Raw genomic sequence first — 25712 nt, forward strand, 5'->3', positions numbered from 1 at the left:
GCTGCCCCCGCCGGCCACTGAGCTCTACTCGGTGGTCCACGGCGACCAGACCGCGGCGCTGCCCTTGCCCTCGCACACGAGCGCGTGGTTGTCGGTGGTGCGGCCCGACTTGTCCACCGAGGGATCACATTTCGCCCCCGCGGTGTAGTAGGACCCCGACACCCGGAACGGCCCCGACCAGGTGTAACCGCCTGCTCCGCGCAGACAGAGCAACGTCGCACCGTCTGCGGCGACACCGAGTAGACCGGCCTTCTCGGCGGCGCACTCGGTGCCCTTCTCGACCACGCTGCCCTTCTCACTGCCGGCGGCGGGGCTCGTCACCGGGACGGCCTCGGTGGTCGTCGGCGTCGCGGGGGAGGTCACCGACACCGGCCTCGGTGTCGTGGTCGACGACCCGGCGAGCGTCGGAACGGACACATCCAACCCACCGAAAACAGCCAGTCCGATCGCCACCGCCACCGCCACCTCGGTGATGCCGAGCAGCAACGCCAGCAACGCGATTCCCCGCCCGCGCGGATGCCCGAACGACAGCAGCCCGAACACGATCGCGATCGGAAACAGCAGCACCAGCGCGGCAGCGAGCGCCACCATCGCATACGGATTCACGCGCGGCTGATCATTGCGGCGCCCACCGCCCACACCCTCCGATGACACCTGCGGCCAGCGCTGGCCGTCCCAACGTCGATCATCGGACTCCTGCTCGGGGTCGTCGTCCCATTCCTCGTACCGTGCCATCAACCCCGGGTCCCTCTCCGATCTCCCCGGGCGCACAACGAAACAGGTATGGCGCCGGGTTACGCGACGAGAATAAGGACTCCGAGCCCGATAGCACAGCTCAAACGCAAAATAGGGTCACAGTGACATAACGTGTGATTCTGCGGAAACCCGCTTGGTAACGAACCGGCTACCACCTTTGCTTCGCAGGACCGAACAGGTTCATGCTGGTCATCAAGTGCACCATTGCCCGCACCCCTCAGCTCGCGAGGAGGACTCATGTCCGGCAGCACGCCTTCGGCAGACCCGCCCTGGCATGCCCAAGCCGGTGACCTCCTGGCCGACGACTACAACGTCCCCGGCATCATCATGTGCGCGATCGGGGTGGTCGGGCTCGCCTGCACCCTCGTCGCGGCAGGCACCGAGCACACCGGGTGGGCCGTGCTGGCCGGAATAGCGACGGTGCTCTTCCTCGGCGGCGGCGTCGGCGCGCTGATGTTCGAACATCACCGCGAGCAGAAGATCGAACAGGCGCTGGGCCGCACCGGCCACGCACCCGGCCACGCCGGACCACAGCGCTACAGTGCGGAGGTCGCGATGCCACCGTCGCGGCGTGCGCTCGATCCCTAACCTTCGCCGGGTTGCACGCTCGGCGTCGGCTCGGTGCGCAGGACGCTGGGGATCGTCTCGTTGATGATCGTGAGCAAGGTGTCCGCCAGCAGTTGATGCATCTGGGCCCTGGTCAGCGTGCCGCGGGTAATCCATTCGCGCCCGGCGACTTTCACCAGGCCCGCGTAGGCGAGCACCAGCGCGCGCAACGATGCACTGTCTGCCAGATCGGCGCGTCCGATCATCACCAGCATGCGTTCGGCGGCGGCGTCGTCGGCCTGGTCGAGGATCTGCTGCACCTCGGGGTCGTCACCGACGCCCTCGTGGCTGGTGACCTTCACCCAGGTGGTGCCGTGCTCGGCGATGGTGTCGAGCAGCCAGCCCACGATCGCGTCGACCCGCTCGCCCGCCGTGCCGTCGGGAATGGACACCCTGTCCTGCCGCGGCAGGGTCACCATGCGACGCACCACCGCCAGATACAGGTCGCGCTTGTTGCCGAAGTAGTGGTTGATCAGGCCGCGCGCCACCCCCGCGCGCTGGGCTAGCTCCGCGGTCGACACCGCCGCGTAGGGCCGCTCACCGAACATGTCGATGGCACAGGCCAGGATCTGCGCGCGTCGCTCGTCGGGTTCGAGCCTGCGCCTGCGCGGCGCGTCTGCGGTATCGGTGTCCAGCGGGGAAATCGGGCTGCTCCGTCGGGTTCGTATCGTCGTCGCGCGGTTGCGGCGACGGCCCATCACGATACCCAGCGGGTCGCTCGCGCGGCCAATGCGACAATAGATGTCGTCCACCGCTCCCGCACGAAGGAATGTCGCACTCCCCGATGACCGAGAACATGATCGATCCGGATGAGTTGGCGACCTGTCTGCGGGTACTGGAACGCGCCGGGCAGTTGGAGAAGGAACATCCCGATTCCATCGCCGTGCAGCGCGCCGTCGGGCACATGTTCAAAAAGCTCAAGCACCGCCGCCGCATCGAGGCCAGGGAGCAGATCTCCTCGAACGACCGCGCGGTCATCGCCGCTACCGCCACCGGTTCCCCCCAGCGCATCGATGACGAGACCGCGGGCATCCCGATCAGCTCGGCCACCTCGGGTGCGAGCGCGGGCACCCTGCTCAAGGCGCGGCCCTGCTACATCTGCAAGCAGAAATACACCCAGGTCGACGCGTTCTACCACCAGCTGTGCCCCGAGTGCGCGGCCTCGAGCCACACCAAGCGCGACGCCCGCACCGATCTGTCCGGCAAGCGCGCCCTGCTCACCGGTGGCCGGGCCAAGATCGGCATGTACATCGCGTTGCGCCTGCTGCGCGACGGCGCGCACACCACCATCACCACCCGATTCCCCAACGACGCGATCCGCCGCTTCGCCGCCATGGAGGACAGCGCCGACTGGCTGCACCGGCTGCGCATCGTCGGCATCGACCTGCGTGACCCCGCCCAGGTCGTCGCCCTGGCCGACGACGTCGCCGCCCAGGGCCCCCTCGACATCCTGATCAACAACGCCGCCCAGACCGTGCGCCGCTCCGCTGGTGCCTACAGCGCGCTGGTCGACGCCGAGAACTCCCCGCTGCCCGCGGGCGTGCTGCCGGAGATGGTCACCTTCGGCAAGACCATGCAGGCTCACCCGACCGCGCTCACCGCCTCGCTCACGCCGTCACTGTCGGCCACCGATGTCGCCGAACTCGCGCTGGTCGCAGGCTCGGCCACCCCGGAACGGATCGCGGCGGGCGTGGCCATCGACGCAGGAGGCCTCGTCCCCGATCTCGCGCACACCAACAGTTGGGTGCAGACCGTCGGCGAGGTGGAGGCCACCGAACTGCTCGAGGTGCAGCTGTGCAACTCGGTCGCGCCGTTCATCCTGGTGTCGCGGTTGCGTCCGGCGCTGGCCGCCGCGGCGGGCAGGCGTAAGTATGTGGTCAATGTCTCCGCGATGGAAGGCCAGTTCGGCCGCGGTTACAAGGGTCCGGGGCACCCCCACACGAATATGGCCAAGGCCGCGCTGAACATGCTCACCCGGACCAGCGCGCTCGAGATGTTCGAGGCCGACTCGATCCTGATGACCGCCGTCGACACCGGCTGGATCACCGATGAGCGCCCGCACTTCACGAAGGTCCGGCTGGCCGAAGAGGGCTTCCACGCTCCGCTCGATCTCGTCGACGGCGCCGCCCGCGTCTACGACCCGATCGTGCAGGGCGAGGACGGCGTCGACCTGTACGGCTGCTTCCTGAAGGACTACCGGCCTTCGCCCTGGTGATCCAAGCGATGCCGAACCGGAATGATGATCATGATTCCGACCGGCGAGCGGGTACATATTCTGAATAGGTGTCGTTTCGGGTGTTGGCCGACGTTCTCGCTGTCACCCACGTCGCGTTCATCGCGTACGTGGTCGCCGGCGGATTCCTCGCGTGGCGATGGCCTCGCACCATCGGCCTGCACGCGATGGCCGTGGCATGGGGTTTCGGCATCATCCTGATCGGCTTCCACTGCCCGCTGACCTACGCCGAGAACTGGGCGCGCAGGCGCGCCGGGGTGAGCGAGTTGCCCGAGGCGGGATTCATCGACCACTACCTGACCGGGGTGATCTACCCCGACAGCGCGCTCGGCCTGGTCCGCGCGCTCGCGGCGGTGGCGGTGCTCGTCTCCTGGCTCGGCTACGCGCGCCTGTACCAGCGCCGACTCAGTTCACGTGCCGTGTGATCTCCTGCGCCACCGCGGCGTGTTGTGCGTCGAGATAGAAGTGCCCACCACCGAAGGTGCGCAGGCTGAACGGCCCGGAGGTGACCGCACGCCACTGCTCGGCCTGGGCCACGGTGGTCGTGGGGTCCTCGGTGCTGACGAGCGCGACGACCGGACAGCTCAGTAGCGGTCCCGGCCGATGCCGATAGGTCTCGACCGCCTGGTAGTCGGCCCGAACGGCGGGCAGTACCAGATCGGCGAGTCCCGGTTCTGTACGCAGCAGTCGCACCGGGGCCGGGTCGTTCGCCAGCCGCTCCAGATCCTCGATGAGCGCGGCATCCGATGCCTGGTGCAGCCGGGCAGTTTCGACGAACTCCGGCGCGGGACGGCCGGAGACGACGAGGGCGCGAACGGGTTGTCCGGCAGCGGCCAGTCGCAGCGCGGTCTCGTAGGCCACGGTGGCGCCCATGCTGTGCCCGAACAGCGACCGCGTCGCTGCCGGTCGACGCACGATGTCGGCGGCGATCCGGTCGGCGAGCAGATGCAGGTCGGTGATCATCGGATCGCCCAGGCGGTCCTGTCTGCCCGGATACTGCACCGCTGTCACGTCGACGTCCTGGCCGATGTGTCGCGCCAACTCCCGATAGAAGGTCGCCGACCCACCGCCCGGCGGAAAGCACGTCAATCGACCACCCGTCGCGGTACCCGGTCGCAGTACTCGAACCCACTCCGTCGCAGCCGTATTCACGCCCACATCACACTCCTCACCGTCGGCACCGCAACTAGGCTGGTCGATGTGACCACCGCGCAGCAGCTCGTCCACGCCTACGAGACGGGACTGGGACTCCCACCGTCCGGCGACGCCGACGTGCCCGACCCCGGTGCGCGGTTGGCGGCCACCCTACCGGTGTGGGCGCTCGCGGCGGGTTCGGTCGCGGTGGCGAGCGCGGCCGCCAACCGCGTGCGGGCGGCGCACAGTCTGCCCGTCGGTCCGGTTCGCCTCGACGCCGACCGGGTGACCGGGGCGTTCAGCAGCGAACGACTGTTCCGTCGAGGGGGCAGCGCACCCGAGTTCTTCGCGCAGCTGTCGGGCTTCTTCCGCACCGCCGACGGCTGGGTCCGCACCCACGCGAACTACCCACATCACCGTGAACGACTGCTGCGAGCGCTCGAACTCGCGGCAGACAGTGACGCCGCCCAGCTCACCGCCAGGGTGGGCGCGATGAAAGGCGCGGAGGTCGAAGACGCCGCCGCGGCCGCCGGTGCCATCGCCGCGCGAGTCCGCACCGAGAGCGAATGGGCGGACAGTCCGATGGGCCGCGCCGCTGCGACAGGTCCGTTGGTCGCCGTGGAGACACGTGACGCTCGCACGTCCACCGCACCGTGGCCGAGAGCCGCAGCTACCCCTGCTTCACTCGATCGACACGCGGTCGCTCGACTCGGCACCGCCTCCGCTTCGCCGACCGTCGAGCGACCGCTGACCGGCGTTCGCGTCCTGGACCTCACCCGTGTCCTCGCAGGCCCGGTCGCCACCCGAACGCTGGCCCTGCTCGGCGCCGACGTGCTCCGCATCGACCCACCGCAGCTGCCCGAGATCGACTGGCAGTTCTCCGATACCTGCCAGGGCAAACGCTCCACGCTGCTCGACCTGGGCACCGACCTCGCGACCTTCGACGATCTTCTCGGCGCGGCGGACGTGCTGGTCACCGGTTACCGCCCGGGCGCGCTCGCCGCGGCCGGGGTCCACGCGGCCCGACATCCAGGCTTGATCGAGGCATCCGTGTGCGCCTGGGGTACGAACGGACCGTGGGGTGCGCGACGGGGGTTCGACAGCATCGTTCAAGCGGCATCGGGCATCTCGCTTCTCGAGGGCACACCGGGTCGTCCCGGCGCGCTACCCGCCCAGGCGCTCGACCACGGTTCGGGCTATCTGCTGGCCGCCGGTGTCATGGACGCCCTGCTGGCTCGCGCCGACGACGGGCTCGCCCGGACCGTTCGGGTTTCCTTGGCCCGCACCGCGTCCTGGCTCCTGAACGCGGACGACCGCTCCCCCGACCACACCGCCGCCACACCGCCCGACGAGGCAGCGACCGTCACCCACGGCGAACTGGTCACGGCCGCACCGGTCTTCGCCGAGTACGACGACTTCCGCTGGCCCGCACCACCGTACGGTTCGGCGCAGCCGTTCTGGGTCGAAGCGACCGACCACTACCACCCCGCGTGACGCCTCGCCCCGGTCATTTTCCGGCCAGCGCCGAGACCGCGGCCGTCAGCTGATCACCGTTGGCGACCACTTCGCCCGGATTCAGCAGCCACAGCACTCCGAGTCCTTGGACGAGCGCGAAGTACATCCGCCCGATAGCCGCGGCCTGGGCGGCGTCGAGTTCGGGGTGTGCCGCCTGAACGTTCGCGGCGAGGTCGTCGAACGCGCCGGATAGCTGGTCGCCGAGTTGGCCCCGCGCATCATCGGAGCGCACGATCCGCACGATGTTCTCCAGACTGGCCAGCATCGCCTCATGGTTGTCGGCGAAGACCGCGGGCATTCCGTTCCAGAGCTGAGCGAGCCCTTCCAGTGGCGTTTTCCCCGCGCCGGCGGCGATCAGCCCTTCCATCGCGTCACCGATGGAGTTGCCGAGCGCCTCGCTCAACGCCTCGGTGACCAGGCGGTCCTTCGACCCGAAGTGGTAGCCGATCGCGGCCAGGCTCACCCCCGCCGCGGCGGCGATATCGCGCGCGGTCGCCTTCGCGACGCCGCGCTCCAGAATCACTTTGCGCGCCCCAGCCAGTAGATCTTCCCTGTTGCCCATGCTCAGCAGCCTACCCGATCGTCTTAGACGTTTGTTCTAGACAGGCGTGCAAATCTCTGTTAGACATATGTCTAAGACATTCGTACATCAGACGGGAAACACCATCATGACCATCACCAGCCCCCTGCACGTTCTCGTCTCCGGCGGCGGCATCGCGGGCAACGCGGTCGCACTCCAGTTGCTGCGCAACGGCATTCGCACCACCGTCGTCGAACGCGCCGCGGCCCCCCGCCCCGGCGGCCAAGCCGTCGATCTGCGCGGCCCGAGCAAGGAGGCCGCACAGCGGATGGGCCTGATGGCGGGCATCGCCGAGTACCAGCTCGACGAGCGCGGGATGTCCTACATCGACGGCGACGGCAAGATCTACGCCAGGATGGCGATGGAGGACTTCGACGGCCAAGGCGCCGTCGCCGAAATCGAGATCACCCGTGGCGATCTCAATCAGGTACTCCTCGACGCGCTGGCCACCGCCGACAACGGCCGGCTCGACTACCGCTACGGCGAATGGATCGACAAGATCGTCCAGGACGACGCCGGCGTGGACGTCACCTTCGCCTCCGGGTCCACCGAGCGATTCGACCTGGTCATCGGCGCCGACGGTATCCACTCGGCGACCCGCCGGCTCGTCTTCGGACCCGAGGAGAAGTTCAGCACCAACCTCGGCGGGTACGGCGCCTTCTTCACCATGCCGAAGCCGGCCGATGTGGAGCCCGGTTGGTTCAGCATGCGCCTGGTGCCCGGCGCCATGCTCGGCATCCGCCCCGACGGCGACCCGGCCACCGCCAAGGCGATCATCACCATGCGCACCGAGGTGGACCCTGCGCTGCGCCGCGATACCGACGCCCAGCGCGCACTCATCGCCGAGACGATCGGCGACGCGGGCTGGCACGCCCCGGCGGTCCTCGCCGCGATGGAATCCACACCCGACTTCTACTTCGACGAGATCGCCCGCGTCGACGTGCCCGAGCTGTCCATCGGCCGGGTGACGCTGATCGGCGACGCGGGCTACTGCGGCTCCCCGCTGAGCGGCATGGGCACCGCGATGGCCATCGTCGGCGCGTATGTGCTGGCCGCCGAAATCGCCGCCTCACCAGACGATCTGGCAGGCGCGCAGCAGCGCTACCAGGACAAGATCTCGCCGTTCCTGGACAAGGCCAAGGAGATCCCCGGCGGCGGTATGGCGATGATGATCCCCAAGTCCCCGCTGTTGACCCGGCTCGCCAAGGCGAACGTGCGACTCATGATGTCGCGCCCGATGCGTCCGCTGACCAAGAAGATCTTCTTCGGCCACACCGAAGAATTCGCCCTGCCGACCTACTGAGCCCACCCACAGACTGGCCGCGGGCCCGGTGAGGTCCGCGGCTACTCTCGATGACGTGCCGCAGAAGATCATCCTCGACGTCGATACCGGGATCGACGACTCCCTCGCCATTCTCTACCTGCTGGCCTGCGACGACGCCGAGATCATCGGCATCGCCGCCACCGCGGGCAACGTGGACGGGGCACAGGTCGCGGCGAACACCCTGGCGATGCTCGACCTGGGCCGGGCACCCGAGATCGAGGTGGCGCTCGGCGCGGCCGAACCGCTGGCCGTCCCCTTGCGCACCACCGAGGACACCCACGGTCCACAGGGCCTCGGGTACGCCGAACTGCCCGTCTCGCCGCGCTCGCTGTCGTCGCGGTCGGCGGCCCAACTCTGGGTCGACCTGGTTCGCGCCGATCCCGGCGAGGTGACCGGTCTGTGCACCGGGCCGTTGACCAATCTGGCACTGGCCCTGCGCATCGAGTCCGAACTGCCGCGCCTGCTGCACCGTCTGGTCATCATGGGCGGCGCGTTCAACCATCCGGGCAACACGACCCCGACCAACGAGTGGAACATCCACGTCGACCCCGAAGCAGCCAAAGAGGTGTTCGACGCCTTCTCGGCGGCACCGCCGGACCGTAGACCGCTGGTCTGCGCACTGGACATCACCGAGTCCATCGAGATGGTCCCCGAACACCTCGAACTGCTGGCGCGGGCCGCACACAGCGCACCGATCGAGCACGTCGGCGCGGGCGATCCCCCCGAATTCCGTTCGGCGGCGAGCAATCCGATCATCCGCTATCTCACCGACGCGGTGCGGTTCTATTTCGACTTCCACCACCAGTACGACCTGGGCTACCTGGCGCACATGCACGACCCGTTCGCCGCCGCGGTGGCACTCGACCCGACCCTGGCGACCACTCGCCCGGCCACCGTCGACGTGGAACTGGCGGGCACCATCACCCGCGCCACCACCGTCGCCGACTGGGCGGGCATGTGGGGCCGAGAACCCAACGCCGACATCGCGATCCGCACCGACCCCGCCGTCTTCTTCGAACGCCTCGTCACTCGCGTCGGCGCACTTGCCCGCCGCCTCTACCCGGAGCAGTCATGACCGTAGACACTGTTGCCTATCTCGCCGACTTCCGCGCCCGCTACCACCTGCCCGCGATCGTCGATGTCCACACCCACTTCATGCCCGATCAGGTGATGCGCAAGGTCTGGGCCTATTTCGACACCGCCGGGCCGCTGACCGGTCGACCGTGGCCGATCACCTATCGCGACGACGAACAGGTGCGCCTGAAAACCTTGCGCGACTTCGGCGTCCGCGCGTTCACCTCACTGGTGTACCCGCACAAGCCGGAGATGGGCGCCTGGCTCAACGACTGGACCGCAGAGTTCGCCGCCCGCACCCCCGAGTGCCTGCACACGGCCACCTTCTACCCCGAGCCGGACGCGCCACGCTACGTCCGCGAGGCGATCGACAACGGCGCGCGAGTGTTCAAGGTGCACATCCAGGTCGGCGCGTTCTCGCCTTTGGACCCCCTGCTCGACCCGGTGTGGGCGATCCTCGCCGAATCCGGCACGCCCGTTCTCATCCACTGCGGATCCGGTCCCGCCCCCGGCGAATTCACCGGACCCGCCCCCATCGCCGAACTCCTGCGGCGCTTCCCGACCCTGCGCTTGATCATCGCGCACATGGGAACCCCCGAATACAGCGAGTTCCTCGATCTGGCCGAGCAGTACCCGCTGCTCTATCTCGACACCACCATGGTGTGGACCGACTTCAGCGAAGGCGGTGCGCCCTTCCCGCCCGCCGAACGAGAACGCCTGCGCCGCTTCGCCGATCGCATCCTGTTCGGCAGTGACTTCCCCAACATCCCGTATCCCTACGCCGAGGCGGTGGCCGCGCTGGAGCGCCTCGACCTCGGTCCGGACTGGCTGCGCAAGGTCTGCCACGACAACGCCGTGCGGTTGTTCGAGCTCGACTGATCAGGCGGGGATACCCATCCCGTCGGCCAGCAGCGGCCACGAGTTCTTGAAGGCCTTCTGCCAGTAGCCCCAGGAGTGAGTGCCCTGGGTCGACACGTCGAAGGTCGCGGGGATGTCGAGTTCGTCCAGCCGCCGCTGCAGGTTCTTGGTGCACCACTGGGTGGTGGCCTCGATGACGCCGCCGATGACGATCTGGTTGGCCAATCCGACCGGCCCCCAGGTGACCAGGTGCGAGTCGCCGGGCTTGTCGAATTCGCCGGGCAGGCCGTTGCCGTTGGACACGTAGAGCTTCGTCCCGCGCAGACCTTCGGCGTTCACGACGGGATCGTTGGCTGCCCAGGCCGGATCACCGGGAGGTCCGTACATGTTCGACGCGTCACCGCCGCCGGTCCCGACGACGACATTGACGAACTGCCTGCCCACCGGGTCACTGATCTGGGCGCAGCCGCTGTAGGCGGCGACCGAGCGGAACAGTCCCGGCTTGGCGATCGCGAGTTGCAGGACGGAGGTGGCCGTCATCGAGTTCGCCGCGATCGCGTTCTTGCCGGTCGTCGCGAACATCGTGTCGACGACGGTGGGCAGTTCGTCGAGGAAGAAGGTGCGCCACTTGTTCACGCCCAGCATGGGATCGGGCTCGCGCCAATCGGTGTAGTAGCTCCACGCACCGCCCACGGGCATCACCACGTTGACGTCCTTGCCTGCCAGGAAGTCCACCACGTCGGTGTTCTGCTCCCAGGTGGCGGTGTCCTCACCGCCGCCCGCGCCGTTCACCAGATACAGCGACGGTCGCGGTACCGACGTGTCGGCGGGCCGTTGCACTTTGACGGAGACTTCGCGCCCCATGGCCGCGGAGTGGATCAGCACCGTCACCTGCCGACCGTCGACAGCGGTGACCTCGGCCCGCGACCCTTCGCTCGTCACGACTGGATTCACCACCGCCACAGCGGCTTCCGGACCCTGTGCGTGCACCTCGCCCGCGCTCATCATCGTCGAGCACACCGCGACGAGCACCGCCGAGACCGCACTGCGGCACTTCATCGATCCAACCTCCACACCTAAACAGACCGCTCAGTGCGGTCGATCACAGTATCGGGCTAGATCACATCGCTGTTACCGTCCTCATACCATTTCGTCACCAACAACCCGCTGTGATTGGTCACCGTCACAATGCTGCCCGGGCGATCAGCCGGTGATCTTGGACGCGTAGACAGCGAGCCGAATGCGGTTGTCGGTGCCCGTTTTGTCGAGCAGGTTGGCGACGTGGCTCTTCACGGTGCTCACGCCGAGATGGAGCTGGTCGGCGATCGCCTGATTGCCGTGCCCGGCGCCGACCAGGCGCAGAACGTCGAGTTCACGAGGCGTGAGATCGGCAGGCAGGGATGGCGTTTCAGGGGCCGATTGCGCTGCGAGAGCCCGTCCGACCAGTCGACGCAGGAGCACGGGCGAGAACAGCAGATCACCGTCCACCGTGCGCCGGATCGCGTCGAGCAGCACAGCGGGCTCGGTGTCTTTGACGAAATAGCCCGCGGCCCCGGCCGATAGCGCGGGGAACAGGTGTTCGTCGTCGTCGAAGGTGGTGAGCACGAGCACTTTCGCGCGCGGTGACGAGGCGAGGATCTGCCGGGTCGCCGCGACACCGTCCAGTCCGGGCATGCGCAGATCCATGACGACCAGGTCGGGGGTCAGCTCGGCGTACAGTCGCACCGCTTCGACGCCGTCGGCCGCCTCCCCGACGACGACGAGATCGGTGGTGTCCTCGATGAGCATCCGCAGGCCCGCGCGGACGAGACGCTGATCGTCCACCAGCAAGACTGTGATCACGACGCCTCCACTCCCCTTCTACTGTCCGGCAGCCAGGCGCGCACTGTCCAACTCTCGTCGTCGGCGCCCGTGCCGACCGTGAGGGTGCCACCCGCGAGTTCGGCGCGCTCGCGCATCCCGACGATGCCGTGTCCCGCGACGGCAGTCGCTTCGCGAGCGCCGCTGACGACCTCGATGGTGATCCCGTCGTCGTGTCTGCCGATCCGGAATCGCACCGGCACACCATGATCGGCGTGCTTCATCACGTTGGTCAGTGATTCCTGTACCAGCCGTAGCAGGGTGAGCCTGCTGATCGCGTCGAGCCGGCCGAGGTCGGCATCGACTTCGGCCTCCACGGCGAACCCGGCGGCACGAGCCCGGGTGAGCGCGGCGTCGATTTCGGTCGCCACCGCCTCGGTATCGACCAGGGCGACGGTGCCCAGGGCCGGATCACGCAGGGCGGCGAGCAGCCTGCGGATGTCGGCGAGCGCGTCGGCCGCGGTGCCACGGACGTCGTCGAGGACAGCGATGATGCGCGGATCGGCTTCTCGCACAACATGTCCGGCTACCGAGATCCGCAGGATGATCGAGGCCATGTGGTGTGCGACCACGTCGTGGAGTTCTCTGGCCAGTGCGGCGCGCTCGTCGAGACGGGTGCGCGCTTGCGCCTCGACAGCGCGCAGTCGCAGATTCCGCGCCAGGTCACGCTGTCCGCGCAGGTACAGCCCGAGCAGCAACGGCAGTCCCACATACGCCGCGGCCTCGACGAGGGTGGACGCCCGCCCGATCGAGTTGTCGTGCAGACCGACCCGCCCGAGCGTCACGGCGGCTGCCCATCCCGCGGTCGCCACCGCCACGATCGACCACCGGTGCGTGCGCGCCACCACATCGACCAGGGCCACCGCGCCGAGGTAGGGCACCAGGCCGGATACGCCCCAGGCCTCCGTGCGCAGCATCGGTACGGCCAGCGCCGACAGCACCAGCGAGACCGCGAGCGGCCATCGTGATCCGGCCGCGAACACCACGGCCGCCGTCATCGCCAGCAGCCAGTAGTGCGCGGGCACGCGGTACTGGTCCGGGTAGGTGCTGGCCAGCAGCAACACCGGGATCAGCGCCAGCGGCAGCCACCGCAGCAGCCCGCGCAGGTCGCGGCGGGCACGGATGTCGATCACGCCCCCACGGTAGGCGACCGAGCGGTTCGGACCGCACCAGCAGGCGGTCGGCGCGTCCGCGCGGGAGAGGACCGAGCGGCTCGGCTTACCACGTGACCGGCATGTCCGCAAGGGCCGTGCGGGCGGAATCCGGTGGGCCCGATCCGGCTGTTCGGCGGAGTCGCTGCCGCCGTCATCGCACCAAGCTGGAGGTTCCCGCACAGAAGGAGCGCATGTGGTCTCGCGACGAGGATTTCTCACCGGTCTGGCCCTCACACCGGTGGTGTTCGCGGCCGGGTGTTCGATTCGCCCGTCGACACCTGGTCCGGGCGCCGGCTCGACCCGCCCGCTGCCCATCCCGCCGCTGGCCGCCGCGACCGTCGGAGCGGACGGCGTCCGCCGGTTCACGCTGCGGGCGCAGGCGGGCACCACCGAGATGACCCAGGGCAAGCGGACCCCCACTTGGGGCTACAGCGGGTCGGTTCTCGGGCCGACGGTGCGTGCTCGACGTGGCGAGAAGGTCGCCTTCACCATCACCAACGATCTGCCCGAGCCCACCTCGGTGCACTGGCACGGCATGCACCTGCCCGCGAAGTTCGACGGTGGTCCCCACCAGATGATCGGGCCGGGCGCGGTGTGGGCGCCGACGTGGACGGTGCAGCAGCAGGCCGCGACGCTCTGGTACCACCCACATCCACACGGCGCGACCGAAAAGCATGTCCACCGTGGGCTTTCCGGCTTCTTCCTGATCGACGACGATCCGGCGGACGCGCTGGACCTGCCGAAAGACTATGGCGTCGACGACATTCCATTGGTGATCCAGGATCGCCGGTTCACCGCGGACGGCGCGCTCGACGAATCCGACGCCACCGATGTCGGCCTGCTCGGCGACACGATCGTCACCAACGGCATCGCCGACGCTCACCTGTCGGTCACCACCGACCGGGTCCGGTTGCGAATCCTCAACGGCTCGTCGGGCCGCCTCTACAACCTCGCCTTCGGCGACGGCAGAGCGTTCCAGCTCATCGCCACCGACGGCGGCCTGCTCCCGAAACCAGTTTCCGCGAACCGGATTCAGCTGAGTCCCGGTGAACGTGTCGAAATGGTGGTCACCGTTGGTGCGGGCGAGAACGTCACGTTACGGTCCCTGCCGATCAGCGAGCGAGCGGGCATCGACCGCGCCACCGAGTTCGGCTTCGACGACACCTTCGACATCCTGACACTGCGTGCCGCCGAATCCCTGCGACCTTCCGCCGCGCTGCCCACGACGCTGATCCCGATGCGTGCCCTCGCCGCCGCGACCACCTCACCGACCCGCTCGTTCGACCTGCAATGGTTCATGATCAACAACCGCCGCATGGATATGAACCGCATCGACATGAGCATTCCCGTCGACACCACCGAAGTCTGGACGGTTCGCAACAAGGACAACTGGCCGCACAACTTCCACGTCCACGACGTCCAATTCCAGATCCTCGCCGTCGACGGAACACCGCCTCCCCCAGCCCTTTCCGGCTGGAAGGACACCGTCTACACCGCCCCCGACTCCACCTACACCCTTGCCATGCACTTCGCCGACCACACCGATCCCACCTATCCGTACATGTACCACTGCCACCTCCTCCACCACGAAGACCAGGGCATGATGGGCCAGTTCCTGGTCCTCGCCCCTGGTCAGCAAGCCGCTCCCATGCAGATGGACATGGGCGCGATGGGCCACGGCTGAGGCCGCGTTTCGATGCGTCATCGCTTCACCGATCGCTGATCGTGGCTACAGTCGAGTCATGGGCATCGAGTGTTCTGGCATCGTCGCAACACCCCGGGCCGACGTCTTCGCCTGGTTCGCTCGTCGCGGTGCGTTCACGCGATTGGCTCCGCCGTGGCAACCGGTCACCCTGCTCGACGAGGCCGATTCGCTGGCCACCGGGCGTGCGGTGCTCGGTCTTCCCGGCGGGCTGCGCTGGGTCGCCGCGCACGACCCCGAGCAGTATCGCCCGCCGGAGCGGTTCGCCGACGCCGTCGCGGCGGACGGGCTGGCCTCGTTGCCGGTCTCGCGACTGCTGCCGTGGCGACACGTTCACGAGTTCGCCGAGATCGATGACGCGCATACCCGGGTCATCGATCGGGTGCAGACCCCGATTCCGGAGTCGGTCTTGCGGCCGATGTTCGACTACCGCTACCGCCAGCTGACCAACGATCTGGCCGCCCACCTGCGCGCGAGCCAGTCCGGCTGGCGACCGTCGACGATCGCGATGACCGGCGCGTCGGGGCTGGTCGGCTCCGCGTTGAGCGCCTTCCTCAGCACCGGCGGGCATCGCGTGGTGCGGTTGGTCCGCCATGACGCGCGTCATCCCGACGAACGACAGTGGGACCCCGCCGCGCCCGCCGCCGACCTGCTCGCCGACGTCGACGCCGTGGTTCACCTGGCCGGGGCATCCATCGCGGGACGGTTCACCGCCGAGCACCGGCGCGCGGTGGCCGACAGCCGCATCGAGCCGACCCGGCGGCTCGCCGAACTCGCCGCCGCCTCGGGGGTCGACACCTTCGTCAGCGCTTCGGCCATCGGCTACTACGGATACGACCGCGGCGAGCAGACGCTGACCGAGCAGTCCGAGCGCGGTGACGGGTTTCTGGCCGATGTGGTCGAGCAGTGGGAGGACGCCTGCGAGCCCGCCGCGGTGGGCGGAGTCCGCGTCGTACGGGTGCGCACCGGCATCGTGCAGTCTCCGCGTGGCGGCACCCTGCGGTTGCTGCGACCGTTGTTCAGCGCCGGGCTCGGTGGGCGGATCGGGGACGGCCGACAGTGGTTGTCGTGGATCGGTATCGACGATCTCGTCGACGTCTACCATCGCGCGCTGTGGGACGACACCCTGCGCGGACCGGTCAATGCTGTTGCGCCGCAGGCAGTTCGCAACAGCGACTACACCCGGGTGTTGGCACGAGTGCTCCATCGTCCCGCGCTGCTGCCGGTTCCGAGTTTCGGTCCGGCCATCCTTCTCGGCAGACAGGGATCGCGAGAACTCGCCGAGGCCAACCAGCGGGTGACTCCGACCCGACTGACGGAGGCAGGGCACACCTTCCGCACGGAAGGGCTGGAGGAGACGCTGCGGCATCTACTCGGGCGAACCGCGAGCTGACAGAGTCCGGCGCCCAGTCGTCAGCATCGAGCGACTGCAGTCGGCGGGGTCCGACCACCACCGGCCAGCTGGTTCTACACCGGTCGCGCCCCGTGCCGCCTCGAACGCGCATCGACTGCGCATCGTTGGCCCGTCGCACCGAGCCGAACGCGGCAGATCCGGCACTATTCAGCGCAGGGCATCGACCGCGAGCGCGAGTCCGCCGATCCGCTCGACCGTCTCGGGCAGCATCACGACCTCCCACCCCGGCCCACCGACGAGCACTCGCGCGCCTGCCCCCGCACAGGCCAGCACCGCCGAGGTCAACGCGGTCGACTCCCGTTGCGACCACAGCAGCACCGAGGCCCCGCTCGGATGCCTGGCGAGCGCGTCGGACAGCGCGACCGTCGGCACGTCGGCACCCAGCATGCGCGCACCGACACCGGCCTGAGCCAGGGCGGCACGCAGCACATCGAGCGGGAGCGAATGCGTTTCACCGCTGGTGCACGCGAGCAGCACGGGCGCGCTGCTCTGCGCCGGTTTCACCTGCTGCATGACTGCCGCGATCGACCACGACAGCAGGTGCTCGACGTCGATGCAGCCCTCACCGCCGCCCTGCCGCGCGACGACATCAGCGAAGGCGGGGCGGCACAGGGTCTCCCAGGTCTGGACAACGCCGTGCGCCCGCACGTGCGCGTCCAGATGCGCGCACACGGAGGTGGTATCCAGTGCGAACGCCGCGTCGAGCAGGCCGGCGCGGTCACCGAGCACCGGCGCGGGCCCACGAGCCGCCGCCGCGGCCCCGGCCGGACTCGCGCCGCCGCCGATGAGCTCGAGCATGTGCTCGAGCACGGCGATATCGGTGTCGGAGTAGAGGCGATGGCGGCCGGGCCGATCCTGGGCGGGACCGATGCCGTAGCGGCGGTTCCAGCTCCGCAGGGTGGCGGTCGGGATGCCGAGACGATCGGCCACCGCGCGCACCGTGAATCCGGCCGCGGCGGATTCGGGAGCAAAACCGGCGGACATCGCTTCATTCTGCCCGCAATGGCATGACCGGCGCGTCACGACCCGTCCTCCGCGCGTCGGCGGCGTACGCTGCCCGCCGAATCGACCTCCCACCGAACCGACCATTTCATGCATCAATAATGCATCGTTTGCTGCTAGCATAGTGAGAACACCACCTACCCGCGAGGAGTTCCTGTGCGCACCCGTCTCGGCCCGTGGACCACCACCCTGCTGATCGCCGTCGGCCTGTCCGTCACGGGCGCCGCCACCGCGGTCGCCCAACCGCCCGCGCCGGTACCCCGTCTCGAGCTCGACCGCTATCTCGGCGAATGGAATCAGCTCGCGGCGGTGCCGCAGCCGTTCAACCTCAATTGCGCGCGTGACACCACCGCGACCTACACCCTCGACCCGAACGGCGACGTCGGCGTGTTCAACCGCTGCCGCACCTGGACCGGCGGCGTCGACGAGATCCGTGGCACCGCGACGGTGAACGACCCGGCCACCAACGCTCAACTGCACGTGAGCTTTCCGGGCGTGCCCGGCCAGGACGGGCGCGTGGGAGACACCAACTACATCGTGACCGCACTCGCCCCGGACTATTCGTGGGCGCTGGTCACCTCGCCGAGCAGGCTGTCCGGTTTCGTCCTCTCCCGCACTCCGGCACTCGACGATGCCACCTGGCAGCAGATCGACGAGGCGATCAGGATCGCCGGTCAGGACCCGTGCATCTATCTCACCTCACCCACGACCGGTGGACGCGAGGGCGTGGCGCCCCTCTGCGCACGATGAGCGTCGCCATCGCCCTGTTCACCCGCGACCTGCGCGTGCACGACAACCCGGTGCTCACCGCGGCCGCGCGCGCTGCCGACCAGGTGGTGCCGCTGTTCGTCGTCGACGAGGCGCTGGTGCCCGATCGCTGCCCACCCAATCGCGCGCACTTCCTCGCCGCCGCACTGGCCGAACTCGACAAGGAACTGCGCGCACTCGGCGGCACGCTCGTCGTGCGCCGGGGCACGGTGATCGACGAAGTCGAGCGAGTGGTGAAGGAGACCGGCGCCGCGAGCGTGCACCTGGCCGAGGACGTCAGCCGCTACAGCGGCAAGCGCGAGAAGGCGCTGCGCCAGATCCCCGACATCACCGTGGTGTGCCATTCCGGTTCCGTCACAGCCACTTCCGCCGAGTTGGTCCCGTCGACGGGACGCGATCATTTCGCGGTTTTCACCCCGTACTTCCGGCGCTGGAGCGCGGCACATCACCGCACCCCGCTGGCGGCGCCGCGATCACTGGCGGTGCCGACGATCCGGAGTGAGGCGCTGCCAGAAGCGCAGAATCTGAGTTCGGGAGAGCCGTCGCCCCGGTTGCAGGTCGGTGGGGAGTCCACCGGGCGTGCCCTGCTGCAGGACTGGCTCGACGGCCCGATCGTCGACTATGCCCGCGACAACGACTTTCTCGCCGCCGATGCCACCTCCCGGTTGTCGCCGTATATCCACTTCGGCTGCGTCTCGCCCACCGAGGTGGTGAGCCGGGTCGATACGTCGACCGAAGGCGGACTCGCCTTCGCCCGACAGCTGGCCTGGCGCGACTTCCACCACCAGGTGCTCGCCGCCCGCCCCGATGCCGCCTGGTCGGACTATCGCACACGCGTGAGCGCCGGCCCCGACGACGAAAAAGCCGTCGCCGCTTGGCGAGACGGGCGCACGGGCTACCCGATCGTCGACGCGGGCATGCGGCAACTGCGCGCCGAGGGCTGGATGCCGGGGCGAGCGCGGTTGATCGCGGCCAGCTTCCTCGCCAAGTCGCTCCACCAGGACTGGCGGGTCGGCGCGGCACATTTCCTGCGCTGGCTCGTCGACGCCGACCTCGCGAACAACCAGCTCAACTGGCAGTGGGTCGCGGGCACCGGCACCGACACCCGGCCCAACCGGGTACTCAACCCCCTGCGCCAGGCCGACCGCTACGACCCCGACGGCATCTACGTGCGGCGCTGGCTGCCCGAGTTGGCGCATCTGCCCGGCGCGAGCATTCACCGTCCGTGGCGCGAGAACGTCGATGCGGCAGACTATCCCGCGCCGATCATCGACTGTGTCGGCAGCTAGCGCGATGTCGAGGAAATCACTTCTGCTCGCGACCAGTCCGAGCCACCGAGCCTGCCGAACTCCGTTGCGTCCAGAACCTGTGCGGCACTTCGCCGCCTCGACGGAAGTGACGGAAACACCATGCGATCTCTGCCAAGAACTCTCGTTGCGGCGATGCTCCTCGGCTCGGCGCTCGGCCTCGCGGCCTGTTCCGACGACAACTCGAGCACCACCGCCTCCTCGTCCTCCGCCGCGCCGATGACGTCGGCACCGGCCGCGACCACCGGCGCCTCCGCAGCCGCCGCGGACCTGGTCGGGCCCGGGTGCGCGGCATACGCCGCCCAGGTTCCCAGTGGACCCGGCTCGGTCAGCGGGATGGCCCAGGAACCGGTCGCCGTCGCCGCGTCCAACAACCCGATGCTCACCACCCTGGTTTCAGCGGTCTCGGGCAAGCTCAATCCCGAGGTCAACCTGGTGGATACGCTCAACGGCGGCCAGTTCACCGTTTTCGCGCCCGTCGACTCGGCGTTCGCGAAGATCGATCCGGCCACGATCGAGTCGTTGAAGACCGATTCGGCCACGCTCACCTCGATCCTCACCTATCACGTGGTGCCGGGCCAGATCGCGCCGCAGAACATCGCGGGCACACACAAGACGGTCCAGGGCGCCGACGTCACGGTCAGCGGCTCGGGTAACACGATCAAGGTCGCCGACGCGAACGTCATCTGCGGTGGCGTCCGCACCGCCAACGCCACCGTGTACATGATCGACAGCGTGCTCATGCCGCCAGCGGCATGATGTCGACGATGGTCGCGCCGGCGCTCAGTCCAGCGTCACTGCAGAAATATCTCGGCGACGCCCATCCGAACCCGAAGGCAGGCCGAAATCCCTCTCATGCTGATTCAAGCAGGGACCACACGATGACGGCCCGGCCCGGCTCCTCACCGATCCGCCTGCGATCGGTGACCGAGCCGGCTCCGGCCTGCCCGGCGGGCGCCCAGCGCGACTATGCCGTGCAAGCGCGGCTGGTCACCTTGCTCGACGATGTCGCGGCAGGTGACCGGTCGGCCTTCGCCGAGTTCTACCGGGCCACCAGCCCTCGGGTGTTCGGGCTCGCGCTCCGTGTGGTGCGCAACCACGGCGCCGCCGAGGACATCGCCCAGGAGGTGTTCCTCCAGGTCTGGTCGCTGGCCGGGCAGTACGACGCGGCCAAGGCCAGCCCGATCGGCTGGCTGATGATGCTGACTCACCGGCGCGCGGTCGACCGGGTGCGGGCCGAGCAGTCGGCCACCCGTCGCGACATCGTGTTCGGTCACGCCCACCTCGGCTGCGACCACGACATCGTGGCCGAGGAGGTCACTCAGCGACTCGACGAGCAGTCGGTGCTGGACTGTCTCGAGACCATGACCGAGCTCCAACGCGAAGCGGTGGCGCTGGCGTACTACGGCGGCCGCACCTACGTCGAGGTCTCCGAAACCCTGGCGGTGCCGTTGCCGACAGTGAAGAGCCGGATCAAAGACGGCTTGAAGCGGCTCGAGAATTGTTTGACCGGAGGTGGTTCCCGATGAGCGAGACCGATCGGCGAACGCCCTGGTCGTGGATCGACGAGGCCTACCCGTATGCCATCGACGCGCTGGATCCCGCGCAGCGACAGGCGCTCGACGATTGGCTGGAGGCCGCCGGACCCGACCGGGCGGCCGAATTCCACACCCTCGTGCGGCGCATCCAGGAGACCATGGCGGAGCTGACCGTGTTCGACTCGGTCCCGCCACCGGCACGACTCGAATCCGCGCTGATGCGGGCACTGGACCGCCACGACCCCCAGATACATCCGCTCGCGCGGCATCGCGCGCTCGGCAAGCGGTGGCAGCTGCGGTGGTTGACCGTCGCCGCCGCGGCGATCGTGGCGGTCGGCGCCGGCGTCGGCATCGCGGTGGTGATGGAGCGCGCGGACGACAGCACGGGAGCCGTCACCGCACAGCAGGTGCTCGACCAGCCCGACAGCGTGGAGTCCTCGGTCGCCGTACCCGGCGGCGGCGCGATGACGGTGTATCAGTCGAAGTCCCTCGGTGCCGCCGCTGTGTCGTTCGACGATATGCCCGCGCTGCCCGCCGATCGCAGCTACCAACTGTGGCGGCTGACAGGCGAGAGCGACCCGCCGACATCGGTGGCGGTGATGGACGGACCGACCTCGGTCGTCACCGCTGTCGACCTCGCCGACACCCTCGCGGTCACCGTCGAGCCCGCCGGTGGTTCGCCCGGGCCGACCACCTCCCCGATCGTCAGCATGATCGTCGGCTGACCCGCTTCGGCGGGCCGTGCCGACACTCGAAACACCAGGAGTGACAGCATGGTTCGCCGACTAGGTTTCACCCATCGTCATCCGGGCCGTCTCGCCGCGGCAGCCGCCGCGGCGGCCGCGGCAGCGCTCGTCCTCGGGGTCGGACACCTCGTCGCCGTGTTCGTCGATCCGGCCTCTTCCCCCTTCTTCGTCCTCGGCGCCACCGTGGTCGATCACACACCGAAGTGGTTGAAAGACAACGCCATCCGCTGGTTCGGGGCCAACGACAAGTTGGCTCTGGCCGTCACGATGGGCCTGGTGATGGCGGTCGCTGCCGCGATGATCGGTCTGGTGGCCCGCCGCAGCCTGGCCTCGGCGGCGGGCCTGCTGGGCGCGCTCGGTGTGGTTGTGGCGGGCTTGGCCCTGCTCCGCCCTACTGCCACACCGCTTTTCGTTGTCCCGTCGATAGTCGGGGCGCTGGCCGGGATCGCGGCGCTGTGCACGCTGTTCCTCGTGCCGTCGGAGGGCGCCCAGCAGGCGGGGCCGACGCGGCGCGGCTTCCTGCTCGCGCTGACGGCGGTGGCCGCAGGAGCCGCGGCGGCGGGTGCGGCGGGGCGGGTCATCGGTACCCGACTGCGCGACATCACTGCCGACCGGGCGGCTTTCGTCCTCCCCCGGGTCGCGGATCCGGCCCCGCCGGTCACCGCCGAGATGGACCGAGCGATTCCCGGACTCACCCGATTCATCACCCTCGCAACGAATTTCTACCGGGTCGACACCGCGCTACAGCTCCCGTCGTTGACCCGCGCGCAATGGCGGCTACGCATCCACGGGATGGTGGACCGCGAAATACGTCTCGACTTCGACGAATTGAGCGCCAGGCGCGCCGTCGAGTCGCTCATCACGCTCACCTGCGTGTCCAACGAGGTCGGTGGTGATCTCGCAGGCACCGCGCTGTGGACCGGATATCGCCTGTCCGATCTGCTGGCCGAGGCGGGCCCTTCCGCCGACGCCGACATGATCCTGTCGCGCAGTATCGACGGATTCACTGCGGGAACACCACTGGCCGCCGTGCGCGGCAACCCCGACGCCCTGCTCGCCGTCGCGATGAACGGCGAAGCGCTGCCCGTCGCCCATGGCTACCCGGCCCGCATGATCGTGCCCGGCCTCTACGGCTACGTCTCGGCCACCAAATGGGTTGTCGACCTGGAACTCACCCGATTCGACCGCGCCGAGGCGTACTGGACCCAACGCGACTGGGCGCCGCGGGCACCGGTCAAGACCGCGTCCCGGATCGACGTCCCGGCGGCCTTCGCCCACCTCGACGCCGGAACCGTGACCGTGGCGGGCGTCGCCTGGGCCCAAGGCCGCGGGATCAGCGCCGTGGAGATCCAGGTCGACGACGGCCCGTGGCAGCCCACCACACTCGCCACGGCCTACTCCCTCGATACCTGGCGCCAATGGACCTGGACCTGGGATGCCTCGCCGGGCACCCACTCTCTTCGCGTGCGCGCGGTCGATGCCACCGGCGAGGTCCAGACCGATGCCAGAGCCACCCCGTTCCCCGACGGCGCGACAGGCAGGCATTCGCGCGTTGTCATGGTGCGGTGAGATAGTTCACCAGGGCGTCGACGAGACCGAGGGTGCCTTCCTCACGCTGGGCGCCGGTGTCGAATCCGTCCAGGTGGGCGCCGAATTCGACGAGAGTGAGCGTGGTGCCGGTGGTGGTGGGTTCGAATTCCCAGGTGGCCACCGAGGTGGAGATATGGGAACCGTTCAGCCACATGTCGTAGGTGTAGACGAGGCGTTCGTTGTCGACGATGTCGGTGTAGGTGGCGACGAAGCGGGAGGTCATTCCGTGGAAGGTGCCTTCGTTGATCTCGCGGCCGCCTACCGCGAAGTCGACCGAGACCTCGCCCTGCTCCCAGCCTTCCTCGCCGCCGAACCACTTCGCCTTGACGGCGGGGTCGGCGAAGGCCTGGAAGACGACGGCGGGCGCGACGGGCACCTCACGTTCGATGGTGAACTGGGCGTGGTTGATGGAGCGGGTCACCGTGTCGGTCATTGTTCTTCTCCTTCTGAGGTTGTGGTCGATTCCACGAGCAGTGCCGTGAGCCGGTCCACCTGGCGCTGCGCCGGTGGGCGTTGGCGGTGCAGCCAGTCCATCGCGGTCCCGAACGCGTCCGGCACCAGTTGGTAGGTGCGCACGCGCCCGATCTTCGCCGAACTGACGAGCCGACCCGCTTCCAGCGCTTTCAGGTGCTGCACGATCGTCGGGAGCGCGACGTCGAACGGTGCGGCGAGATCCGACACCGATGCGGGCCCACGCGCCAGCCGTTCGACGATCGCGCGACGAGTCGGATCGGCCAAGGCCCGAAAGACACTGTCGAGCCCTCCGTCCGGTTCGTCGCTCGAATACTTAGGCACATACCTAAGTATTCACATGTGTGGCGGTCTGCGCAACCCCTTGGTTCGGTTGCGTCCGCGTCGGCCACCGTGGGATGCTGCGCAACGATCGAAGAGAGCGAGGTGCAACGATGGTCGACGACCTTCACGTCTCATCGGCTCACCTCGCGGCCCGGCGCAGTATCGGGGCCGTTGTATCAGGTTCTCCGCTGCTGTCGCGCGGTAGACGCCGGGTGCAAGCCGTCCCCAAACCCTCGGTCCCGACCGCGCGCGCCATCATCGACTGCGCCGCCTACGTCGACGGCAACCGTCTGCCCGGCCGATTCACCCCCGAGACCGCCCTGGCCGAAATCCGCGCGCGCGGTACGGGTTTCGTGTGGATCGGCCTGTTCGAGCCGGACCTGCGGCAGATGGGCGAGGTCGCCGAGACATTCGGCCTGCACGAACTCGCCGTCGAGGACGCCGTCACCGGCAGGCAGCGCCCGAAGTTCGAACGCTACGACGACACCATGGTCACTGTGATGCGCACCGTCGCCTATGTCGAGCACGATATGCACATCGTCAGCGAGATCGTGCAGACCGGCGAGATCATGGTCTTCCTCGGCGCCGATTTCGTCGTCGCGGTCCGCCACGGCGAACACAACGAACTCACCGCGGTCCGGCACCGGCTCGAGACCGAACCCGATCGCCTCGCACTCGGCCCCGGCGTGGTGCTGCACGCGATCACCGACCACGTCGTCGACACCTACATCGATGTCACCCAGGCGGTCGAGTTCGATGTCGAGTCCATGGAAGAGGAGCTGTTCAGCCCGCGCAGCAAACTCCCCATCGAGGCGATCTACCAGCTCAAACGCGAAATCGTCGAGCTGCGTCGCGCCGTGCGCCCCCTCGCGGCCCCGCTGCAAACCCTCACCGCGCCGCGCACGCCCCTGCCCAAGGAAGTGCGGCGCTACCTGCGCGATGTCGCCGACCACCACAGCGGTGTCGCCGAACGCATCAACGACCTCGACGAAACCCTCACCACCCTCGTCGGCGCCGCCGTGGCCAAGATCGCGGTCCAGCAGAACACCGATATGCGCAAGATCTCCGCCTACATCGCCATCCTGGCCGTCCCCACGATGATCGCCGGCATCTACGGCATGAACTTCGATCACATGCCCGAGCTCAGACAAACCTGGGGCTACCCCGCCACGGTGATCGTCATGCTCGCCATCTGCACCGCCCTGATCGTCGTCTTCCGACGTATCCGCTGGCTGTGAGAGTCCGACCCGGTCATGCGAGTCGACCCCATCGGGTCGCCACGAACCCGCAGAGCGCGATGGTGGTGATCATCCGCTTCCAGAGTCGCACCATCGCGAGCTCGAGGATGATGCCGATGCGGTCGGCGCAGGTGGTGGCCTCCGCCAGCGCCATCCGGTCATAGACCAGGGCTGGGTCGCTGAGGATCTCGTCCAGCCTCAGACCTGATATCGCCTGATCGGACGTCAAGCCGAGTTCCGGCAGCCAGGTGAGCCGCCAACGACCGTCGCCCCCGAGAATCGCCCGCTCGGGCGTCCTGTCGCTGCTCATCATCCGATTCGTACGGAAGATCGTCATCACTGCCTCCTCGGCCGTCAGCTCTCGACGTCCACTTCCGAGGATCCTTGAAAATCGGCCCAGACAACAGCTGGCAAAGCAATCGGAATCAGACTATGATCCACAAACTCCCACGTGAAAGCCAAAATTTCGGGCGATCGCCCTAGGGGCGACTCGATGACGCCACCAACAGCTACCGGTG

At 68.5% G+C, this 25712-nt stretch carries 27 protein-coding genes; 16 read left to right on the top strand and 11 right to left on the bottom strand.

What is annotated here, in order from left to right; genetic code table 11:
• Positions 1 to 24 precede the first annotated feature (24 nt).
• Complete coding sequence (locus tag ASD42_RS16115) at positions 25 to 735, bottom strand: hypothetical protein (protein WP_056817524.1); 711 nt, start codon at positions 733 to 735, stop codon at positions 25 to 27.
• A 258-nt stretch (positions 736 to 993) separates the two neighbouring features.
• Between ASD42_RS16115 and ASD42_RS16120 the strand changes: the two genes are divergently transcribed.
• The gene (locus ASD42_RS16120) at positions 994 to 1344 is read left to right on the top strand and encodes a hypothetical protein (RefSeq protein WP_056817525.1); all 351 of its coding nucleotides are present in this window, start codon (positions 994 to 996) and stop codon (positions 1342 to 1344) included.
• Here ASD42_RS16120 and ASD42_RS16125 read toward each other — a convergent pair.
• On the bottom strand, positions 1341 to 2063 hold the full coding sequence (locus ASD42_RS16125) for a TetR/AcrR family transcriptional regulator (protein ID WP_084787177.1): 723 nt from the start codon (positions 2061 to 2063) through the stop codon (positions 1341 to 1343). The two genes, ASD42_RS16120 and ASD42_RS16125, sit on opposite strands and share 4 nt — an antisense overlap.
• Before the next feature lie 83 nt (positions 2064 to 2146).
• Between ASD42_RS16125 and ASD42_RS16130 the strand changes: the two genes are divergently transcribed.
• The gene (locus tag ASD42_RS16130) at positions 2147 to 3577 is read left to right on the top strand and encodes an SDR family NAD(P)-dependent oxidoreductase (protein ID WP_056817706.1); all 1431 of its coding nucleotides are present in this window, start codon (positions 2147 to 2149) and stop codon (positions 3575 to 3577) included.
• A gap of 68 nt (positions 3578 to 3645) precedes the next feature.
• Positions 3646 to 4020: a DUF2784 domain-containing protein gene (locus tag ASD42_RS16135; RefSeq protein WP_056817526.1), complete on the top strand. Its 375-nt coding sequence runs from the start codon at positions 3646 to 3648 to the stop codon at positions 4018 to 4020.
• Here the strand turns inward: ASD42_RS16135 and ASD42_RS16140 are convergent.
• Entirely contained in the window at positions 4001 to 4753 is a 753-nt protein-coding gene (locus tag ASD42_RS16140; RefSeq protein ID WP_056817707.1) for a thioesterase II family protein, read from the bottom strand. The two genes, ASD42_RS16135 and ASD42_RS16140, sit on opposite strands and share 20 nt — an antisense overlap.
• A 42-nt stretch (positions 4754 to 4795) precedes the next feature.
• Between ASD42_RS16140 and ASD42_RS16145 the strand changes: the two genes are divergently transcribed.
• The gene (locus tag ASD42_RS16145; protein ID WP_084787170.1) at positions 4796 to 6223 is read left to right on the top strand and encodes a CoA transferase; all 1428 of its coding nucleotides are present in this window, start codon (positions 4796 to 4798) and stop codon (positions 6221 to 6223) included.
• Between the two features lie 13 nt (positions 6224 to 6236).
• On the opposite strand, the gene ASD42_RS16150 is transcribed toward ASD42_RS16145, so the two are convergent.
• Entirely contained in the window at positions 6237 to 6806 is a 570-nt protein-coding gene (locus ASD42_RS16150; protein ID WP_056817527.1) for a TetR/AcrR family transcriptional regulator, read from the bottom strand.
• A gap of 106 nt (positions 6807 to 6912) precedes the next feature.
• Between ASD42_RS16150 and ASD42_RS16155 the strand changes: the two genes are divergently transcribed.
• Genes ASD42_RS16155 through ASD42_RS16165 form a run of 3 tightly spaced genes read left to right on the top strand, consistent with a single transcriptional unit; the run spans position 6913 to position 10101 of the window.
• Positions 6913 to 8127: an FAD-dependent monooxygenase gene (locus ASD42_RS16155; RefSeq protein WP_056817528.1), complete on the top strand. Its 1215-nt coding sequence runs from the start codon at positions 6913 to 6915 to the stop codon at positions 8125 to 8127.
• A gap of 55 nt (positions 8128 to 8182) precedes the next feature.
• Positions 8183 to 9223 carry a nucleoside hydrolase gene (locus ASD42_RS16160; RefSeq protein WP_056817529.1) on the top strand — a complete coding sequence of 347 codons (1041 nt, stop codon included), beginning with the start codon at positions 8183 to 8185 and terminating at the stop codon, positions 9221 to 9223.
• On the top strand, positions 9220 to 10101 hold the full coding sequence (locus ASD42_RS16165) for an amidohydrolase family protein (RefSeq protein WP_056817531.1): 882 nt from the start codon (positions 9220 to 9222) through the stop codon (positions 10099 to 10101). Before ASD42_RS16160 ends, ASD42_RS16165 begins: the two co-directional genes overlap by 4 nt.
• Here the strand turns inward: ASD42_RS16165 and ASD42_RS16170 are convergent, their stop codons facing one another.
• The 3 genes from ASD42_RS16170 to ASD42_RS16180 all read right to left on the bottom strand — a co-directional run bounded on the left by ASD42_RS16170 (position 10102) and on the right by ASD42_RS16180 (position 13073).
• On the bottom strand, positions 10102 to 11139 hold the full coding sequence (locus tag ASD42_RS16170; protein WP_056817710.1) for an alpha/beta hydrolase: 1038 nt from the start codon (positions 11137 to 11139) through the stop codon (positions 10102 to 10104).
• 144 nt (positions 11140 to 11283) lie between these two features.
• A complete protein-coding gene (locus ASD42_RS16175) occupies positions 11284 to 11922 on the bottom strand; it encodes a response regulator (protein WP_056817533.1) in 639 nt (212 codons plus the stop codon).
• Complete coding sequence (locus ASD42_RS16180; RefSeq protein ID WP_056817534.1) at positions 11919 to 13073, bottom strand: sensor histidine kinase; 1155 nt, start codon at positions 13071 to 13073, stop codon at positions 11919 to 11921. The genes ASD42_RS16175 and ASD42_RS16180 overlap by 4 nt, the downstream gene beginning before the upstream one ends.
• Before the next feature lie 214 nt (positions 13074 to 13287).
• Between ASD42_RS16180 and ASD42_RS16185 the strand changes: the two genes are divergently transcribed.
• Both ASD42_RS16185 and ASD42_RS16190 read left to right on the top strand, forming a co-directional pair.
• Positions 13288 to 14778 carry a multicopper oxidase family protein gene (locus tag ASD42_RS16185; protein WP_056817535.1) on the top strand — a complete coding sequence of 497 codons (1491 nt, stop codon included), beginning with the start codon at positions 13288 to 13290 and terminating at the stop codon, positions 14776 to 14778.
• A gap of 58 nt (positions 14779 to 14836) precedes the next feature.
• Positions 14837 to 16189, top strand: a complete 1353-nt coding sequence (locus ASD42_RS16190; protein WP_056817536.1) for a TIGR01777 family oxidoreductase — start codon at positions 14837 to 14839, stop codon at positions 16187 to 16189.
• Positions 16190 to 16357: 168 nt separating this feature from the next.
• Here the strand turns inward: ASD42_RS16190 and ASD42_RS16195 are convergent, their stop codons facing one another.
• Positions 16358 to 17194, bottom strand: coding sequence for a MerR family transcriptional regulator (locus ASD42_RS16195; protein ID WP_056817537.1), 837 nt, complete (start codon positions 17192 to 17194; stop codon positions 16358 to 16360).
• 174 nt (positions 17195 to 17368) lie between these two features.
• Between ASD42_RS16195 and ASD42_RS16200 the strand changes: the two genes are divergently transcribed.
• The 6 genes from ASD42_RS16200 to ASD42_RS16225 all read left to right on the top strand — a co-directional run bounded on the left by ASD42_RS16200 (position 17369) and on the right by ASD42_RS16225 (position 23140).
• Positions 17369 to 17962, top strand: coding sequence for a lipocalin family protein (locus ASD42_RS16200; RefSeq protein ID WP_056817538.1), 594 nt, complete (start codon positions 17369 to 17371; stop codon positions 17960 to 17962).
• On the top strand, positions 17959 to 19269 hold the full coding sequence (locus ASD42_RS16205) for a cryptochrome/photolyase family protein (RefSeq protein ID WP_056817540.1): 1311 nt from the start codon (positions 17959 to 17961) through the stop codon (positions 19267 to 19269). The genes ASD42_RS16200 and ASD42_RS16205 overlap by 4 nt, the downstream gene beginning before the upstream one ends.
• A gap of 120 nt (positions 19270 to 19389) precedes the next feature.
• Entirely contained in the window at positions 19390 to 20046 is a 657-nt protein-coding gene (locus tag ASD42_RS16210) for a fasciclin domain-containing protein (protein WP_056817541.1), read from the top strand.
• Between the two features lie 122 nt (positions 20047 to 20168).
• Positions 20169 to 20816 (top strand): ECF RNA polymerase sigma factor SigK, encoded by a 648-nt coding sequence (gene sigK, locus ASD42_RS16215; RefSeq protein ID WP_056817712.1) that lies wholly within the window; start codon positions 20169 to 20171, stop codon positions 20814 to 20816.
• Complete coding sequence (locus tag ASD42_RS16220; RefSeq protein WP_056817542.1) at positions 20813 to 21550, top strand: anti-sigma factor; 738 nt, start codon at positions 20813 to 20815, stop codon at positions 21548 to 21550. Before sigK ends, ASD42_RS16220 begins: the two co-directional genes overlap by 4 nt.
• A 48-nt stretch (positions 21551 to 21598) precedes the next feature.
• Positions 21599 to 23140, top strand: coding sequence for a molybdopterin-dependent oxidoreductase (locus ASD42_RS16225; protein ID WP_056817543.1), 1542 nt, complete (start codon positions 21599 to 21601; stop codon positions 23138 to 23140).
• Here ASD42_RS16225 and ASD42_RS16230 read toward each other — a convergent pair.
• Positions 23127 to 23594 (bottom strand): SRPBCC domain-containing protein, encoded by a 468-nt coding sequence (locus ASD42_RS16230; RefSeq protein WP_056817545.1) that lies wholly within the window; start codon positions 23592 to 23594, stop codon positions 23127 to 23129. The two genes, ASD42_RS16225 and ASD42_RS16230, sit on opposite strands and share 14 nt — an antisense overlap.
• Entirely contained in the window at positions 23591 to 23956 is a 366-nt protein-coding gene (locus ASD42_RS16235; protein ID WP_056817547.1) for an ArsR/SmtB family transcription factor, read from the bottom strand. Before ASD42_RS16235 ends, ASD42_RS16230 begins: the two co-directional genes overlap by 4 nt.
• A gap of 110 nt (positions 23957 to 24066) precedes the next feature.
• Here ASD42_RS16235 and ASD42_RS16240 point away from each other — a divergent pair, with 110 nt between their 5' ends.
• On the top strand, positions 24067 to 25194 hold the full coding sequence (locus tag ASD42_RS16240) for a magnesium and cobalt transport protein CorA (protein WP_082843710.1): 1128 nt from the start codon (positions 24067 to 24069) through the stop codon (positions 25192 to 25194).
• A gap of 13 nt (positions 25195 to 25207) precedes the next feature.
• Here ASD42_RS16240 and ASD42_RS16245 read toward each other — a convergent pair whose 3' ends face one another.
• On the bottom strand, positions 25208 to 25531 hold the full coding sequence (locus tag ASD42_RS16245; RefSeq protein WP_056817549.1) for a hypothetical protein: 324 nt from the start codon (positions 25529 to 25531) through the stop codon (positions 25208 to 25210).
• Positions 25532 to 25712: the final 181 nt, after the last annotated feature.

Source organism: Nocardia sp. Root136 (genome assembly GCF_001427185.1).
Classification (GTDB): Bacteria; Actinomycetota; Actinomycetes; order Mycobacteriales; family Mycobacteriaceae; genus Nocardia; species Nocardia salmonicida.